The following is a 14131-nucleotide window of genomic DNA, read 5'->3' on the forward strand; positions in this document are numbered from 1 at the left end:
ACCTGTGATCGCCTTGCTGTGCTGCTGATCCTGCCGCTTGGTGCCCGTGGGCTCGTCGTTGATCACGAGCGCACGCACCTTGGGATGGGGGGGTGTCGCCCGCCGGGGCGTAGGGACCGGGGGGCGGGGTGTCGCTGGGCGGGGCGTACGGCCCCGGGGACGCCCACCCGGCGGACGGCGCCCCTTCGGCCGCGACCTGCGCGCCCTCCTGCAGGATCGTGGTGGGCGCGGGCGCGCCGGCGCCCGGCAGGGCCACGCCCTCGTGGCTGAGCAGGCGCAGCAGGACCTGCTGGGCGGTGGGCCGCCGCGCGGGATCCTTCACCAGGCAGGCCGTGACGATCTCCCGGAGCGGCCCGGTCAGCATCCCGAGGTACGGCTCCTGGTTCAGGATGCGGTTCATCACGGCGGGGATGGAGTCCTGGCCGAACGGCGGCGAGCCCGTCGCGGCGAACACCATCGCGGCGGCCCACGCGAACACGTCCGTCGCCGGGCCGACGACGTGCCCGGAGATCTGCTCGGGCGACATGTACGACGGCGTGCCGACCGCCGTGCTCGACAGGGTGCCGGTGGCGTCCAGGGCCCGGGCGATCCCGAAGTCGATCACCCGTGGGCCGTCGGAGGCGAGCAGGACGTTCGACGGCTTGAAATCACGGTGGACGATCCCGGCCTCGTGGATCGCCGCCAGCGCGGTGACCGTGCCGATGGCCAGGCGCTGCAGGGAAGAGCCCCAGCGGGGCCCCTCCGCGTCGACGACCTGGCGCAGCGACGGACCGTCGATGTACTCGCTGACGAGGTAGGGCGTGTCGCCCTCGACGTCGGCGTCGAGGATCTGGGCCGTGCAGAACGGCGCCACGCGCTTGGCGCTGGCCAGCTCCCCGGCGAACCGGGCCCGTACCTTCGTGTCCCCGCTGAACTGCGCGTGCAGGAGCTTGACCGCGACCTGCCGGCCGTCCGGCGCCTCGCCGAGGTAGACGACCCCCTGGCCGCCCTCGCCGAGGCGGCCGGCCAGGTCGTAGACGCCCACGCGTTCCGGGTCACCGGCTCGTAGCGGGCTTCCGGGCATGGGGCGTCCTCCCTCGGACGGGTTCGGGGGCCTACTGCTTGCTGAGGGTGCCGCTGGCGAGCGGAGCGCCGCCGGCGGTCTGGCTCATCTGCCAGGTCATCGACGAGCCGCTCAGGGTCAGCGTCACGTACGAGGGGGACAGGCACTGGTTGGTCCCGAACGACGTGAGGGTCTGCTGGAACGTCACCTGCTTGCCGTCGTCGGAGATCTGCGGGTTGTCCAGGCTGCCGGAGCAGGTCTCGTACCGGACGTTGCCCGACTTGATGAGGCGGTAGAGCGTGAGGTCGATCTCGTGCGACTGGCTGGTGCCGAAGGCCACATTGCTCGTCGGCATGCCCTTGCCGCCCCAGCTTCCCTCGAAGCCCGACGGCAACCGGTCCTTGTTGACCTTGTTCCACAGGCCCGCCCCGACGGCGATCGGCAGGCCGATCGCCAGCAGCAGCACGACGACGCAGCCGAGGCCGACGAAGAGCGGGGCGTTGCCGCTCTTCTTCTGGGGGCGCGGCGGGGCGTACGGCGCCCCCTGCGGGTGCGTCGGCCGGCCCTGCCCCTGCCAGGGCGGGGGCGTCTGGGGTCCCGGCCGCATCATCGGGTTCGGCGTCGCCGGGCCCGGGTGCATCATCGGGGGCGGCGTGGCCGGGCCGGGACGCATCGGCGGCGGGGTCGCGGGACCCGGGTGCATCATCGGCGGCGGCGGGGTCATGATCGGCGGGGGCGGCGGCAGCTGCGCGGCGATCTGGGTGCCCTTGTCGAGCAGGTCGTTCCGGTCGGCCGCCGGACCGGGCGCCGCGCCGACCTGGCCCAGCAGGCGCAGCAGGAGCTGGTGCGCGGCGGGGCGGCGGCGTGAGTTCTTGTCCAGGGCGGCGGCGACGAGCTCGCGCATCGTGCCGTGCAGCCGGGACAGGTCCGGCTCCTCGTTGAGGATCCGGTTGATGATGATCGGGAGCGTCTCGGCCTCGAACGGCGACCGCCCGGTCGCCGCGAAGACCATGGTGGCGCCCCACGCGAAGATGTCCACGGCCGGCGTCAGCGGCTCACCGGTGAGCTGCTCCGGGGCGAGGTATCCGGGCGTGCCGACCACCATGCCGGTCGCCGTCACCGAACTCTGCTGGGAGTCCACGGACCGGGCGATGCCGAAGTCGACCACGCGCGGGCCGTCGGACGCCAGGAGAACGTTGTTCGGTTTGAAATCGCGGTGGACGATGCCGGCCTCGTGAATGGCCGCGAGCGCGGTCGCCGTGCCGATCGCCAGGCGCTCGAGCGCCGCCCCCTCGAAAGGGCCCTCCTGAAGGACCACGTCGTACAGCGGCGGGCCGTCGATGAACTCGCTGATGATGTAGGGCGGCCGGCCGTTCAGGTCGTAGTCCAGGACCCGCGCGGTGCAGAACGCCGAGACCTTCTGTGCCGCCTCGGCCTCGCGCGCGAACCGCGTCCGGGCAGAGGAGTCGGAGTTCATCTGCTCGTGCAGCAGCTTGATCGCCACCGGGTCCCCCGACGGGGACCGACCGAGGAAGACCGCGCCCTGGCCGCCCTCTCCGAGCCTTCCGACTACCTGGTATTGCCCCAGCGCGGCCGGATCGCCCGGCTCCAGGGGAGCGGCATCCGGCATGTGTGACCCCTTCCAACAACCCTTATCCTGTGCACCCGCCAGGTCCGTACAGGCGGGAAACCATATCGCGTTACCTGTGACGTTCGCCGTCATCATCCGGTTCACGGCGGAGGGCTGTCACCGCTTCGCCATGGGCCGTGTGATTTACGCCACATCGGACATCTCGGAAGCGCGGTGAGAGGAGTCACGGAGTGATACGACGCGCCTTGCGTGTTCGGGGTCAAATCCCGTGACAGAATTTCCCGCCCGGATCGGGCACAAGATGAGCCCCCCGAGCGTTAGACCCGCGCGACGGGGCGCATAACTAAGGACCGAGGGGGATGGAGACAGAAGATGGCCACCGACTACGACAGCCCACGCAAGACTGATGATGACCTCAACGAGGACAGCCTGCAGGAGCTGCAGGCGCGCCGGGCGGACAAGAGCACGGGTGTCATCGACGAGGACCTGGACGCCGGTGAGGTGACCGAGCTGCCGGGTGCGGACCTGTCGAACGAGGAGCTGAGCCTCCGCGTTCTGCCGCGCCAGGCGGACGAGTTCACCTGCGCCCGCTGCTTCCTCGTGCACCACCGCAGTCAGCTGGCAGAGGAGAAGAACGGTCAGCTGATCTGCCGCGAGTGCGCCGCCTGACGCCGGGTTCACCCGTGTCCGAGGGAGAGCTCGCCCGTAGGGAAGACGGTGACGACCGGCTCGGCCAGGAGATGGCGGAGCTGGTCGGCCGATTGTCCGACGATGAGATCGATAACGGGACCCGCGGTCGCCTGCTCGGCCGGCTCGCCCGCCTGCTGGCGGCGAGAGCGCGCCGGGCGCGCGCCGCGGGTCTCGCGCGCGGACGCTGGCTGACGGACGTCGTCGCGGAGATCGGCCCGCACATCCCCGTCCGTGACCTGCAGACCCTCCGCGCCCACCACCAGGGCCTCACCGGGGAGCGGCTGGCCGACTCCCTCGTACGCGCCGCGCAGCGTGCCACGACCGCGGTCGGCGCCACCGGAGGCGCGCTGGCGGCGGTGGAGTTCGTCACACCGCCGCTCCTGCTGTCCGCGCCCGCCCAGATCGTGGCGGAGACCGTCGCCGTCGCCGCGATCGAGGTCAAGCTGATCGCCGAACTGCACGAGGTCTACGGCGTGCAGGTGCCCGGCAGCGGCACGGCCCGGGGCGCGGTCTTCCTGCAGCTCTGGGCCCAGCAGCGGGGTTTCGACCCGCTGCAGCCCGGCAGCGTCGCCGCCGCGCTCGGCCTGGCGGCCAGAACCGGCCTGCGCAAGCGCCTCATGCGCACACTCGGCCGGCACCTGACCACGATGGGCCCCTTCCTGACCGGCGCCGTCGCCGGCGGCACCCTCAACCGCACGGCCACCAAGCGGCTGGCCGACACCGTGCGCCAGGACCTCCGCCGCGCCATCGGCGCCCCCGCGCCCCGGCCGGGCGCCGGCGAAGACCCGGCCTGATCCGCCGCCCCGTCCCCCTCCTCGTCGACATCGCCGGGCGGCGCCTCGACCGACCGGTCGTCCCGACGTCGCCGCACTTCGCGCGGCGCGTCGCGGATCGGGTCACCGGATGAGAACGGCGCCCCCGGTCGGTCCGTGGGGCGCCGGGCGCGACCTCGCTCAGGCGACGCTCTTGGCCTTGTCGACCGCCGTGCGCAGTGCGGCGGGCAGCTCGCCGGTGCTCTTGTGCCAGCGGTTCGCGGCGGCGCGGGTGGCCAGCAGCCGCGCGACCTCCATGCCGACGCCCATGACGACGGCCCAGGCGATCGCCTCCTTCAGCTCGACCTCCGGCGACTCCGGGTTGGTCGGGGGCTCCTTGCCGATGGCCCGCTTCCACCCGAACGTGATCGCCTTCCGGGCCGCGAACCCGGCGCCGAAGGCCGCCGCGCCGGCCACCAGCCGCCAGCCCAGCTCTCCCTTGTCCGGCATGCGTTCTCCTTCTCCCGCGTTCCCAGTGTGACTTCCGGTTCTGTCGATGATCCGACCCTCTCACAGGCGATCACCTGACGAGGCCCGACTCCGCCGTCGTCCCCAATACCATGGGCGCCATGACAGACAAGCCACGCCCGCCGGAGAAGCCCACCCTCGACGGTCTCGAGGAGAAATGGGCCGTACTCTGGGACGAGCGCGGCACCTACCGCTTCGACCGGTCGAAGGCGCGTTCGGAGATCTACTCGATCGACACGCCGCCGCCCACCGTCAGCGGCTCCCTGCACGTCGGTCACGTCTTCTCCTACACCCATACCGACACGATCGCCCGTTTCCAGCGGATGCGCGGCCGCGAGGTCTTCTACCCGATCGGCTGGGACGACAACGGCCTGCCCACCGAGCGCCGCGTGCAGAACTACTTCGGCGTCCGATGTGACCCGTCCCTGCCCTACGACCCGGCGTTCGAACCCCCGGACAAGCCCGGCCGGCAGATCCCGGTGTCCCGGCGCAACTTCGTCGAGCTGTGCGACCGGCTGACCCGGATCGACGAGAAGGCCTTCGAGGACGTCTGGCGCCGCGTCGGGCTGTCGGTGGACTGGTCCCTGCTCTACACGACGATCGGCGCGCCCGCCCGCGCCGCCGCCCAGCGGGCGTTCCTGCGCAACCTGGCGCGCGGCGAGGCGTACGTCTCGGAGGCCCCGACCCTGTGGGACGTCACGTTCCGCACCGCGGTCGCCCAGGCCGAGCTGGAGGACCGCGAGCAGCCCGGCGCGTTCCACCGGATCCGCTTCCACGGTTCCGCCGGGCGTCCGGTGTACATCGAGACGACCCGGCCGGAGCTGCTGCCCGCCTGCGTCGCGCTGGTGGCCCACCCGGACGACGAGCGCTACCGCGAGCTGGTCGGCACCACGGCGCGGACGCCGCTGTTCGGCGTCGAGGTGCCGATCGTCGCGCACCGCCTCGCCGAGCCGGACAAGGGGTCCGGCATCGCGATGATCTGCACGTTCGGCGACCTGACCGACGTGACGTGGTGGCGGGAGCTGCACCTCCCCACCCGCGCGATCATCGACTGGAACGGCCGGATCCTGCCTGACCCGCCGGCCGGCGTCGCCCCGGAGCCGTACGCCGAGCTCGCCGGGCTGACCGCGCACTCGGCCCGCGAGCGCGTCGTCGAGCTGCTGCGGGCGTCCGGCGACCTCGACGGCGAGCCGCGGCCCCTCACCCGCCCGGTGAAGTTCTACGAGAAGGGCAGCAAGCCGCTCGAGATCGTCACCACCCGCCAGTGGTACATCCGCAACGGCGGGCGCGACCCGGAGCTGCGCGACCGGCTGCTGGCCCGCGGCGCCGAGCTGACCTGGCACCCGCCGTACATGAAGGGGCGGTACGACAACTGGGTGGAGGGGCTGGCCGGCGACTGGCTGATCTCCCGGCAACGGTTCTTCGGCGTGCCGATCCCGGTCTGGTACCCCCTGGACGGCGACGGCGAGCCGATCTACGACCGGCCGATCACGCCGCCGGAGGACGCGCTGCCGGTCGACCCCTCCTCCGACGCCCCTCCGGGCCGCACCGAGGACCAGCGCGGCAAGCCGCACGGCTTCATGGCCGACCCGGACGTCATGGACACCTGGGCGACCTCGTCGCTGACGCCGCAGCTCGCCGGCGGCTGGGAGCGGGACCCGGACCTCTTCGGCCGCGTCTTCCCGTACGACCTGCGGCCCCAGGCGCACGACATCATCCGCACCTGGCTGTTCTCCACCGTCGTGCGGGCGCACCTGGAGCACGACTCGCTGCCCTGGACCGACACCGCGCTGTCCGGCTGGATCCTCGACCCGGACCGCAAGAAGATGTCCAAGTCCAAGGGCAACGTCGTCACGCCGATGGACCTCCTCGTCCAGCACGGCGCCGACGCGGTGCGCTACTGGGCCGCGAACGGCCGGCTCGGCACGGACACGGCGTTCGACACGGGCCAGATCAAGATCGGCCGTCGGCTCGCCATCAAGATCCTCAACGCGTCGAAGTTCGTGCTCGGCCTCGGCGACGTCCCGCCCGGCGCGTCCGTGACCGAGCCGCTGGACCTGGCGATGCTGACGGCGCTGGCCGAGACCGTCCGCGAGGCCACGGCCGCCTTCGAGGCGTACGACTACACGCGTGCCCTCGAGCGCACCGAACGGTTCTTCTGGGACCTGTGCGACGACTACCTGGAGCTGGTCAAGGCCCGCGCCTACGGCGCGCCGGACGGCGAACCCGGCCAGGGGGCGATCTCCGCGCGGGCGGCGCTGCGCGAGGCGCTGTCGGTGGTCCTGCGGCTGTTCGCGCCGATCCTGCCCTACGTCACCGAAGAGGTCTGGTCGTGGTGGCGGGACGGCTCCGTGCACCGGGCCGCCTGGCCGATCGCCGACGCCCCGGCGGGCGGTGACGCGGCGGTCCTCACCGCCACCTCCGACGTCCTCCGGCAGGTCCGCAAGGCCAAGTCGACCGCGAAGGTCTCGATGCGCGCCGACGTCGAGCGGGCGGTGGTCCGCGGCGCGGACGTCGCCCGCCTCGCCGTGGCCGACCTGCGGGCCGCCGGCCGGATCGCCGACCTGGCGCTCGACCCGGTGTCCCGGGAGGAGGGCTTCACCGTCGACGTGACGCTGGCGCCCTAGCGGTACAGCAGGGCGAGGACGACAAGGACGGCGACGCCGATCGCGTTGGTCAGGATCGGCATCCGGGTGACGCGGCGGTCGTCCCACTCGTCGTGCCGGCTGGCGTACCGGGCGGTCGCGGTGACCGCCCGGCCGACGCCGAAGCCGGTGCCGGTCAGGACCGTCGCGAGCGGCCCCTGGTGCGCCAGCACGAGCCCGAGCGCCACGACGTACGGCGCGCTCGCCGAGACGTACGTGCGCACCCCGGTGCCCAGTTCGAAGCCGAACTGCAGCGAACCGCGCCGGATTCGGCTCTGCAGCACCTCGCGGGGGATCTGCCGGGCGTTCTGGGGGAGCGGCACGCGGATCCAGCCGGCCTCGCGGGCCACGCCCGCCACCGCGATCACCAGGATCGCCCCGATCCGCACGGCCCGGGGCAGCGGCGCCGCGAAGCCGGACAGCAGCCACAGCACGGTGGCGCTGAGCGTGCCCCCGAGGAGCAGCCCGAGGGAGAAGACGGCCAGGACCTCGCCCTGCCGTACGTGAGCCCGCCAACCTGGCGAGAACAGCACGAAGTCGCTGTTACGCGTTCAAACCGAGCCGGACAGCGAGTATCCGGCCAGCGCCCCGACCGACGCCCAGCACAGCACGGTCCGCTGCGCTGCCGCCGCCGCGACGGCCAGCAGGGCCAGCGCGGCGAACGGCAGCAGCGGCTCGGTCAGCCCCCGGCGCAGCCGGCCGGCCGGCCGCGTCTCACTTGGCGCAGGCAAGGGCCCACCGGCAGACGGTCTTGTACCAGTGCCCCGCCGCGCTCTTCTTCCAGCCGTCGTGGCAGCGCCAGGTCACCGACTTGGTGCAACTGCCGCACTCATGGGCGTACGCCCAGATCCAGCCGTCGTACTTGCCCGCGTAGCACTGGTTGGGGCGGAGCTTGAAACGCCCCGGATCGGAGACCCCGGAGCGGTGGTACCCCGTGTACTTGCCGCTCGTCCGGCAGGCGCTGGACAGCACGGTGCTCGGCCCGCAGCCGGGGGAGCAGTCGAACGGCGCGGCGTACGCCGGGCACTTGCCGTAGATGTCGTAGTAGCCCGGCGTCAGGGTGTAGCCGGCGGCGAGGGCCTTGCGCGCGGGGGCGAAGACCCCGAGCGCGGACAGGCCGACGGTGGTGCCGGCGGCCAGCGCGCCGCCCAGCATGGACCGGCGCGCCATCCCCTCGGCCGTCGCGTGCGGGATCCGCCGGGCGGCCCGCCGGGCGCCCTCGGGCCGTGGGCCGCTCAGCGTGGGAATGTCGTCGAGTTCGAGCATCGGGCATCCTCCCCGTTCTCTCTCACACGGTCGCCGTGTCCGCGTCGGTGATCGGCGGCACGGGCGCACCGGCTTCCACCACCCGGCCGCCGGCCTGCACGATCAGCCCGTGCAGCGCGCGCACCGAGCCGACCGGCTCGGCCGTCCGGATCCGCCCGTCCGAGCCGACGAGCACGGCGTACGGCGTGGCCGGGACCTGGTACTCCTGGAACAGATCGCCCTGATCCGCCAGGACCACCATGTTGTCCGGCGGGGTCACGTCGAGGGCGTCGTCGAAGAACAGCGCGCGGATCGGCGGAGCCTCGGACTGGCCCAGCGCCTCCTCGAAGACGTCGTGGCAGGCGGGGCACTCCGCGCCGAGGAACAACAGCAGCGTCGGCCGGCCCGGCTCGGGCGCGAGCCGGGCCAGACCCGGCGCGGTCATGCCCGTGGTCAGGCCGTCGTCGAGCGTGCGGGGCCCCTTGGTCAGGTGGTGCACCTGGCGGACCAGCCCGGCCACCACGAGGGCGAGCAGGAGGATGGCCACCCAGGTCACCAGCAGGGCCGTGGTCTCGAAGGTCATCCGGCGACGCTCCTTTCGGGGTCGGCCATGGCCGTCGGCAGCGACCACAGCAGCACCGCGAACGTTACGGACGACAGGCCCACGAGCGCCACATGCACCCCGTGCGAGGCGGTGGCCGAACCGGCGCCGGCCGACGCGGTCACCGACGCCAACGCGAGCGCCGCGGCCCGCCCGGCCACCCAGCCGCTCATGGGGGTGTCGTCGGCCGAGCAGCCGCACGGCACGGCCCGGTTCTCCGCACCCGCCACGCGGTCGCCGCGTCCCCGCCCGCTCGGCCGGGTGCGCAGGACGTACAGCCCGTACAGCGCGTAGGCCACGAACAGCAGGGCGCTGCCGGTCGCGCCGAGCGTCAGCGCCCGGGGCCGTCCGGCCAGCAGCGCGTACCCGGTGACCGCCCCGAGAACGCCCTCCAGCGCGCCGACCGCGACGGCCACCGGCCAGACCAGCGGGGCGGGGACCGTGCGGTGCGCGGTCAGGGCGGCGGGCAGGACGCGCGGATGCAGCAGATGGCCCGCGAAGCCCACGAGCAGGATCAACGTCACCGTCCCGGCCGATACACCGGTCAGCATCGCCGCCATCAGGCGACGGTCTCGACGCGCAGCCCGCCGATCCGGTTCGCCACCGCGGCGGCCTGGCGGGACTCGTGCGGCAGCACGGTTACCATGGCGGATGACGTGGCGAGCAGGAAGTACGTGGTGTCGTCGTCGAGCGTGTCGCGGAACAACTCCCCGCTGTGCACCTGGGCGCCCGACCACGCCGGGAGTCTCCGCGCGGTCGTCTTGGTGAGCGCGGTGATCTCGAGCAGGCCGATCCCGGGGATCTCCTTGGCCACGTCGGCCGGCTCGGCGATGCCCGCCCGCTTGGGATTCCGCGAGGCGACCGTGATGCCGTCCTGATGTTCGGTGACCCGCAGAAGCTGGAAAAGGCGCACGGCATCGGCGGCCTTGGCGCTGTACATCGGGACGAACAGGGAATATTTCCGCCCCTGCCACATCACGGCGAGGAGATGGTCTTCCAGGCCGACGCGTTGGTCATAATGGGTCACCCGCGTCGTGCGAAGTGTGCCGCCCTGAACCGAGAATTCATCGTCGAAGTGCCGAATGCCGAGATCCTCGGCCCACGCGGACGCCGCCTGGCGGTCGCCGGAGGTCAGCTCGTAGATCCTCCCGTCCACGGCGTACCGCGTCACGGAGGTGAAAGGAAGAGTAAGATCAAGATCGCCGGAAAGCTGGAATCGATAGCCGTCCAATGCCCGATGTATCACCCCGTGCGCCATCACGCAGTCCTTCCCCGTTCGACCGACCCGCCTAGCGAGGGTCTTGGTTAACACAACGTAAGAGCATTTCGGCTTGTTGGCGAGATACCAGAGCACGGATGCCCGAATGTGGCCAATCGTGCATCGGAGTGAACACGACAGGTCACGAAGACGTCGGCTTGGTAATGAGTCGATGACGGCGGTCCGGGTAGGGCGTGGTCCGGAGGAGAACAGTGAGCGATCGGGATTCGGGAGTGCCGCGGACGCTGGCGACCGTGGCCGCGTTCTGCTGGCGGCTGATCGTCGTCGGCATCGTGATCTACGCGGTCGCGCGCATTCTGGACAAGCTGCGACTCGTCGTTCTGCCGTGCGCGATCGCGCTGCTGCTGTGCGCGCTGCTGTACCCCGTCACCGCCCGGCTGCGCCGCCGGATGCCCTCGCTCGCCGCGACCTGGTTGACGATGCTGCTCGCCCTCGGGGTGCTCGGCGGCGTGGGCACGTTCGTCGGGATCCAGGCCAACGACCAGTTCCCGCACCTGGTCACCCGGATACAGCGGACGGCGACCCAGTTCCAGCACTGGCTGGTGACCGGGCCGCTGCACCTCAAGAACTCCCAGCTCCAGTCGGCCGTGGACCAGTTGCTCAACCAGATCCAGCAGCAGCGCGGCAAGCTGGTCAGCACGGCCTTCACCGGCGCCACCGTCGCCGGCGAGGTGCTCGCGGCCATCGTCTTCCTGTTCTTCGTCACCTTCTTCCTGCTGAAGGACGGGCCGGGGATCTGGCGCTGGCTCATCAGCGGAACGGGGCGGTACCACGACCGCGTCGACCGGGCGGGCCGCGCGGCCTGGGAGACGCTGTCGCAGTACGTCCACGGCACGGTGATCGTCGCGCTCATCCACTCGATCGTCATCGCCGTGACGCTGATGATCATGGGTGTGCCGCTCGTGGCGCCGCTGGCGGTGATCGTGTTCTTCGGGAGCTTCATCCCGATCGTCGGCATCCTGGTCGCCGGGGCGCTGGCCTTCCTCGTCGTCTTCAGCTTCAAGGGCTTCGTCGCCGCCCTGGTCTTCCTCGGCATCCTGGTCATCGAGCAGCAGCTCGAGGGCCACGTCCTGCAGCCGCTCGTCGTCGGCCGCTGGGTGCGCTTCCACCCGCTGGGGATCATCATCGCGATCTCGGTCGGCGCGGTCGTCGGCGGCATCCCCGGCGCGGCCGTCGCGGTCCCCACAGCTGCGGTCATCTACCGGGCGTGGCCGGCGCTGCGCGGTGCCGACCAGGCGTCCCCGACGGAACGCCCCGCCCGTGCCCCCCTGCTGGGCCGGAGCCGGAAGAACACCGCGCCGTCCGATGCCGCGCGGGCGGGCACCGGGACGGTCGTGCCGGACGAGGCGTCATCGTCTGATCCACCGGCGGATCGGGCGGCGGGCGACCGGTCCCCGGACGCCTCCTGAGCGGCACCGCGCCGGGCCCGTCCGCGCGCCGGAGGAGCCGCCGGGGCGGCCTCGTCCCGCGGGCCGGGGCGGAGCCGGGCCGGGTCCGTCCACGCGCCGGGGCGAGGCCGGGCGGGGTCCGACGCGGCGCCGGAGGCGGCGGCGGCGCCCCGCCCCGGGCGGCGGAGCCGTGACCGGCCGCGCCGCGCTCATCGGCGCGGGGCCGCACAGGCGGTAGTGTCACGGCCTGTGACGCGCGCCGAGGCGAGCGCCGCCATCAAGATCGCGACGAGGTGGAGCCCTTGACTGTGGAAGTTCTCATCCAGCGGCTGGATCCCGGCCTGCCCGCGCCGTCGTACGCCCACCCGGGCGACGCCGGGGCCGACCTGGTCACCACCGTGGACGTCGAGCTGCCGCCCGGGGCCCGCGCACTCGTGCCGACCGGAATCGCGATCGCCATCCCCGACGGCTACGCCGCCTTCGTGCACCCGCGCTCCGGGCTGGCGGCTAAATTGGGAGTGACGATCGTGAACGCGCCCGGCACCGTCGACGCGGGCTACCGGGGAGAGATCAAGGTCACCCTGCTGAACACCGACACCGAGCACACCGTGCGGCTGACGCGCGGCGACCGTATCGCGCAACTGGTCATCCAGCGCGTCGAGCGGGCCGTCTTCCATGAGGTACAGGTCCTGCCGGGCTCGGCCCGCGGAGACGGTGGTTTCGGATCCACGGGCGGGTACGCAGGAGCCGTGGGGGGCCGCGCCGCGGACGCGGCCGTACAGCACAACGAAGGAGCGTGAGTCGTGTTTCGACGCCGTCGTCGGGACGAGGAGCCCGAGAAGAACCTCGAGCCGACCGACGAGGAGACCGTCGCGGCCGAGGAATCCGAGGCCGAGGAGCCCGGATCCGAGGGGGAGCAGGAGAGCGCGGCAGTGTCCCACGGCGGCCCCTGGGACGCCGAGGCCGACTCGATCCCCGAGGTGGAGCGCGTCGACTTCGGCGCGTTCCAGGTGCCCATCGCCGAGGGGATCGAGCACCAGCTCAACATCGAGGACGCCGAGCAGGACGCCCAGGGCAACCTCGTCGGCGGGCACTTCGTCGCCGTCACCGTCGTGATCGGTGAGAGCGGCCTGCAGCTTCAGGCCTTCGCCGCGCCCAAGAAGAGCGGTCTGTGGGACGAGCTCCGCCAGGAGATCGCCGAGGAGATCAAGCAGGCGCAGGGGGAGACCCAGGAGGCCGAGGGGCCGTTCGGCACCGAGCTGCACGCCATGGTCCCGGTCGCCATCCCGGAGGAGCTGAAGGACCAGGTGCCGCCGGAGATCGCCGAGCAGGGCTACGGCTGGCAGCCGGTCCGCTTCCTCGGCGTCGACGGCCCCCGCTGGTTCCTGCGCGGCGTGGTGCAGGGCGCCGCCCTGCAGGACCCGGAGCAGGCGCGGGCCGTCGAGGAGATCTTCGCCAACATCGTGGTCAACCGTGGCGACTCTCCGATGCCGCCCCGTGAGCTGCTGGAGCTGTCCCTGCCGGACGGCGCCCAGCAGGCGATGGGCCAGCAGGAACAGGAGGGCGGCGAGGACGGCGGGTCCCCGTTCAACCCTTTTGAGCGCGGCCCGGAGATCACCGAGGTCCGCTGACCCGACCCCGAATCCCGCCCCCGGCACCGGCCGGGGGCGGGATTTCGCGTTTTTGAGAGCTGTGACCGCTCCGCTGCGTACAGTGACTTGCCGACGTGCGAGACTGGCGACGTGTACGGAGGTGATCCACCGATGACGGAGGCGTTTGCCGTGCCGCCCGATCATTACCGAACGAGCTGGACGATCGAGGAGGTGCTGGCCCTGCCGGAGAACGGCATGCGCCAGGAGCTCCTCGAAGGAAGACTGGTGGTATCCCCCGTGCCTCCGAAACCGCATCAGTGGGCCGCCAAACGGCTGGAGAGGCTCTTCGACGACGCGGCGCCGCCCGGCCTTGCGGCGAACCGCGAGGTCAACCTGCAACTCGGGGCCGATCTTCTGATCCCGGACGTCATGGTCGGATCGGCCGCCGCGCTCTCCGACTCCGACCCGTACATGAACGCCGCGGACGTGACGATGGTGGCCGAGATCCTCAGTCCCGGTAACACGGCGTTCGGGCGCGCGTGGAAGTCCCAGCGCTACGCGGAAGGCGGCATTCCCTTCTTCGTCGAGGTGGAGCTGTCCGGGGTCGCACAGGTCACCGTCTACGAACTGCGCGGGCGGGGATACGCGAAGATCGCCGCGGCGCACGCGGGGGAGATCCTGAAGCTGGCGGAACCGTTCGAGCTGAGCTTCGACCCGGCTGAGCTCGTCGGGGCGCGCTGAGGGCGTGGGCGTGGACCGGGGGCGGGCGGGTTCGTAA

Annotated in this window: 16 protein-coding genes; 7 read left to right on the forward strand and 9 right to left on the reverse strand. The window is 72.1% G+C overall.

Annotated elements, in window-relative coordinates; translation table 11 throughout:
- Both AB0K82_RS36110 and AB0K82_RS36115 read right to left on the reverse strand, forming a co-directional pair.
- A partial coding sequence (locus AB0K82_RS36110) for a serine/threonine-protein kinase (protein WP_364405669.1) occupies positions 1–1063 on the reverse strand: 1063 nt, incomplete at its 3' end.
- Between the two features lie 31 nt (positions 1064–1094).
- Positions 1095–2672, reverse strand: coding sequence for a protein kinase (locus AB0K82_RS36115; RefSeq protein ID WP_364405671.1), 1578 nt, complete (start codon positions 2670–2672; stop codon positions 1095–1097).
- Between the two features lie 333 nt (positions 2673–3005).
- Between AB0K82_RS36115 and AB0K82_RS36120 the strand changes: the two genes are divergently transcribed.
- Positions 3006–3302, forward strand: a complete 297-nt coding sequence (locus AB0K82_RS36120; protein WP_329240019.1) for a DUF4193 domain-containing protein — start codon at positions 3006–3008, stop codon at positions 3300–3302.
- Between the two features lie 71 nt (positions 3303–3373).
- Positions 3374–4117, forward strand: coding sequence for a hypothetical protein (locus AB0K82_RS36125; RefSeq protein ID WP_364405735.1), 744 nt, complete (start codon positions 3374–3376; stop codon positions 4115–4117).
- A 159-nt stretch (positions 4118–4276) separates the two neighbouring features.
- Here AB0K82_RS36125 and AB0K82_RS36130 read toward each other — a convergent pair whose 3' ends face one another.
- Positions 4277–4585, reverse strand: coding sequence for a DUF4235 domain-containing protein (locus tag AB0K82_RS36130; protein ID WP_345359050.1), 309 nt, complete (start codon positions 4583–4585; stop codon positions 4277–4279).
- A gap of 119 nt (positions 4586–4704) precedes the next feature.
- Between AB0K82_RS36130 and valS the strand changes: the two genes are divergently transcribed.
- A complete protein-coding gene (valS, locus tag AB0K82_RS36135; RefSeq protein ID WP_364405673.1) occupies positions 4705–7230 on the forward strand; it encodes a valine--tRNA ligase in 2526 nt (841 codons plus the stop codon).
- On the opposite strand, the gene AB0K82_RS36140 is transcribed toward valS, so the two are convergent.
- The 6 genes from AB0K82_RS36140 to AB0K82_RS36165 are packed head-to-tail and all read right to left on the reverse strand — an operon-like array spanning position 7227 to position 10448.
- Entirely contained in the window at positions 7227–7781 is a 555-nt protein-coding gene (locus AB0K82_RS36140; protein WP_364405675.1) for a hypothetical protein, read from the reverse strand. The two genes, valS and AB0K82_RS36140, sit on opposite strands and share 4 nt — an antisense overlap.
- An 18-nt stretch (positions 7782–7799) precedes the next feature.
- Positions 7800–7979: a hypothetical protein gene (locus tag AB0K82_RS36145; RefSeq protein WP_345359041.1), complete on the reverse strand. Its 180-nt coding sequence runs from the start codon at positions 7977–7979 to the stop codon at positions 7800–7802.
- Positions 7963–8514, reverse strand: coding sequence for a hypothetical protein (locus tag AB0K82_RS36150; RefSeq protein ID WP_364405677.1), 552 nt, complete (start codon positions 8512–8514; stop codon positions 7963–7965). The genes AB0K82_RS36145 and AB0K82_RS36150 overlap by 17 nt, the downstream gene beginning before the upstream one ends.
- Positions 8515–8536: 22 nt before the next feature.
- Positions 8537–9076, reverse strand: a complete 540-nt coding sequence (locus AB0K82_RS36155; RefSeq protein WP_364405679.1) for a hypothetical protein — start codon at positions 9074–9076, stop codon at positions 8537–8539.
- Positions 9073–9654: a MauE/DoxX family redox-associated membrane protein gene (locus AB0K82_RS36160; protein ID WP_364405681.1), complete on the reverse strand. Its 582-nt coding sequence runs from the start codon at positions 9652–9654 to the stop codon at positions 9073–9075. Before AB0K82_RS36160 ends, AB0K82_RS36155 begins: the two co-directional genes overlap by 4 nt.
- Positions 9654–10448, reverse strand: a complete 795-nt coding sequence (locus AB0K82_RS36165; RefSeq protein WP_364405683.1) for a hypothetical protein — start codon at positions 10446–10448, stop codon at positions 9654–9656. Before AB0K82_RS36165 ends, AB0K82_RS36160 begins: the two co-directional genes overlap by 1 nt.
- A 116-nt stretch (positions 10449–10564) precedes the next feature.
- Between AB0K82_RS36165 and AB0K82_RS36170 the strand changes: the two genes are divergently transcribed.
- From AB0K82_RS36170 to AB0K82_RS36185, 4 genes are all read left to right on the forward strand, one after another.
- Complete coding sequence (locus AB0K82_RS36170; protein ID WP_364405685.1) at positions 10565–11782, forward strand: AI-2E family transporter; 1218 nt, start codon at positions 10565–10567, stop codon at positions 11780–11782.
- 281 nt (positions 11783–12063) lie between these two features.
- Positions 12064–12561 carry a dUTP diphosphatase gene (gene dut / locus AB0K82_RS36175; protein ID WP_364405687.1) on the forward strand — a complete coding sequence of 166 codons (498 nt, stop codon included), beginning with the start codon at positions 12064–12066 and terminating at the stop codon, positions 12559–12561.
- A gap of 3 nt (positions 12562–12564) precedes the next feature.
- The gene (locus tag AB0K82_RS36180) at positions 12565–13392 is read left to right on the forward strand and encodes a DUF3710 domain-containing protein (protein WP_364405688.1); all 828 of its coding nucleotides are present in this window, start codon (positions 12565–12567) and stop codon (positions 13390–13392) included.
- Between the two features lie 132 nt (positions 13393–13524).
- A complete protein-coding gene (locus AB0K82_RS36185) occupies positions 13525–14094 on the forward strand; it encodes a Uma2 family endonuclease (protein ID WP_364405690.1) in 570 nt (189 codons plus the stop codon).
- Positions 14095–14131 lie beyond the last annotated feature (37 nt).

Origin of the sequence: Actinoallomurus sp. NPDC052274 (genome assembly GCF_040679475.1) — a bacterium.
Lineage (GTDB): Bacteria > Actinomycetota > Actinomycetes > Streptosporangiales > Streptosporangiaceae > Actinoallomurus > Actinoallomurus liliacearum.

What these genes read in the sequence shown, in the direction of transcription:
- AB0K82_RS36185 (WP_364405690.1), top strand. Translation starts at nt 13,525, where the DNA reads ATGACGGAGGCGTTTGCCGTGCCGCCCGATCATTACCGAACGAGCTGG.
- AB0K82_RS36150 (WP_364405677.1), bottom strand. Translation starts at nt 8,514, where the DNA reads ATGCTCGAACTCGACGACATTCCCACGCTGAGCGGCCCACGGCCCGAG.
- AB0K82_RS36130 (WP_345359050.1), bottom strand. Translation starts at nt 4,585, where the DNA reads ATGCCGGACAAGGGAGAGCTGGGCTGGCGGCTGGTGGCCGGCGCGGCG.
- valS (WP_364405673.1), top strand. Translation starts at nt 4,705, where the DNA reads ATGACAGACAAGCCACGCCCGCCGGAGAAGCCCACCCTCGACGGTCTC.
- AB0K82_RS36160 (WP_364405681.1), bottom strand. Translation starts at nt 9,654, where the DNA reads ATGGCGGCGATGCTGACCGGTGTATCGGCCGGGACGGTGACGTTGATC.
- AB0K82_RS36155 (WP_364405679.1), bottom strand. Translation starts at nt 9,076, where the DNA reads ATGACCTTCGAGACCACGGCCCTGCTGGTGACCTGGGTGGCCATCCTC.
- AB0K82_RS36125 (WP_364405735.1), top strand. Translation starts at nt 3,374, where the DNA reads ATGGCGGAGCTGGTCGGCCGATTGTCCGACGATGAGATCGATAACGGG.
- AB0K82_RS36120 (WP_329240019.1), top strand. Translation starts at nt 3,006, where the DNA reads ATGGCCACCGACTACGACAGCCCACGCAAGACTGATGATGACCTCAAC.
- AB0K82_RS36115 (WP_364405671.1), bottom strand. Translation starts at nt 2,672, where the DNA reads ATGCCGGATGCCGCTCCCCTGGAGCCGGGCGATCCGGCCGCGCTGGGG.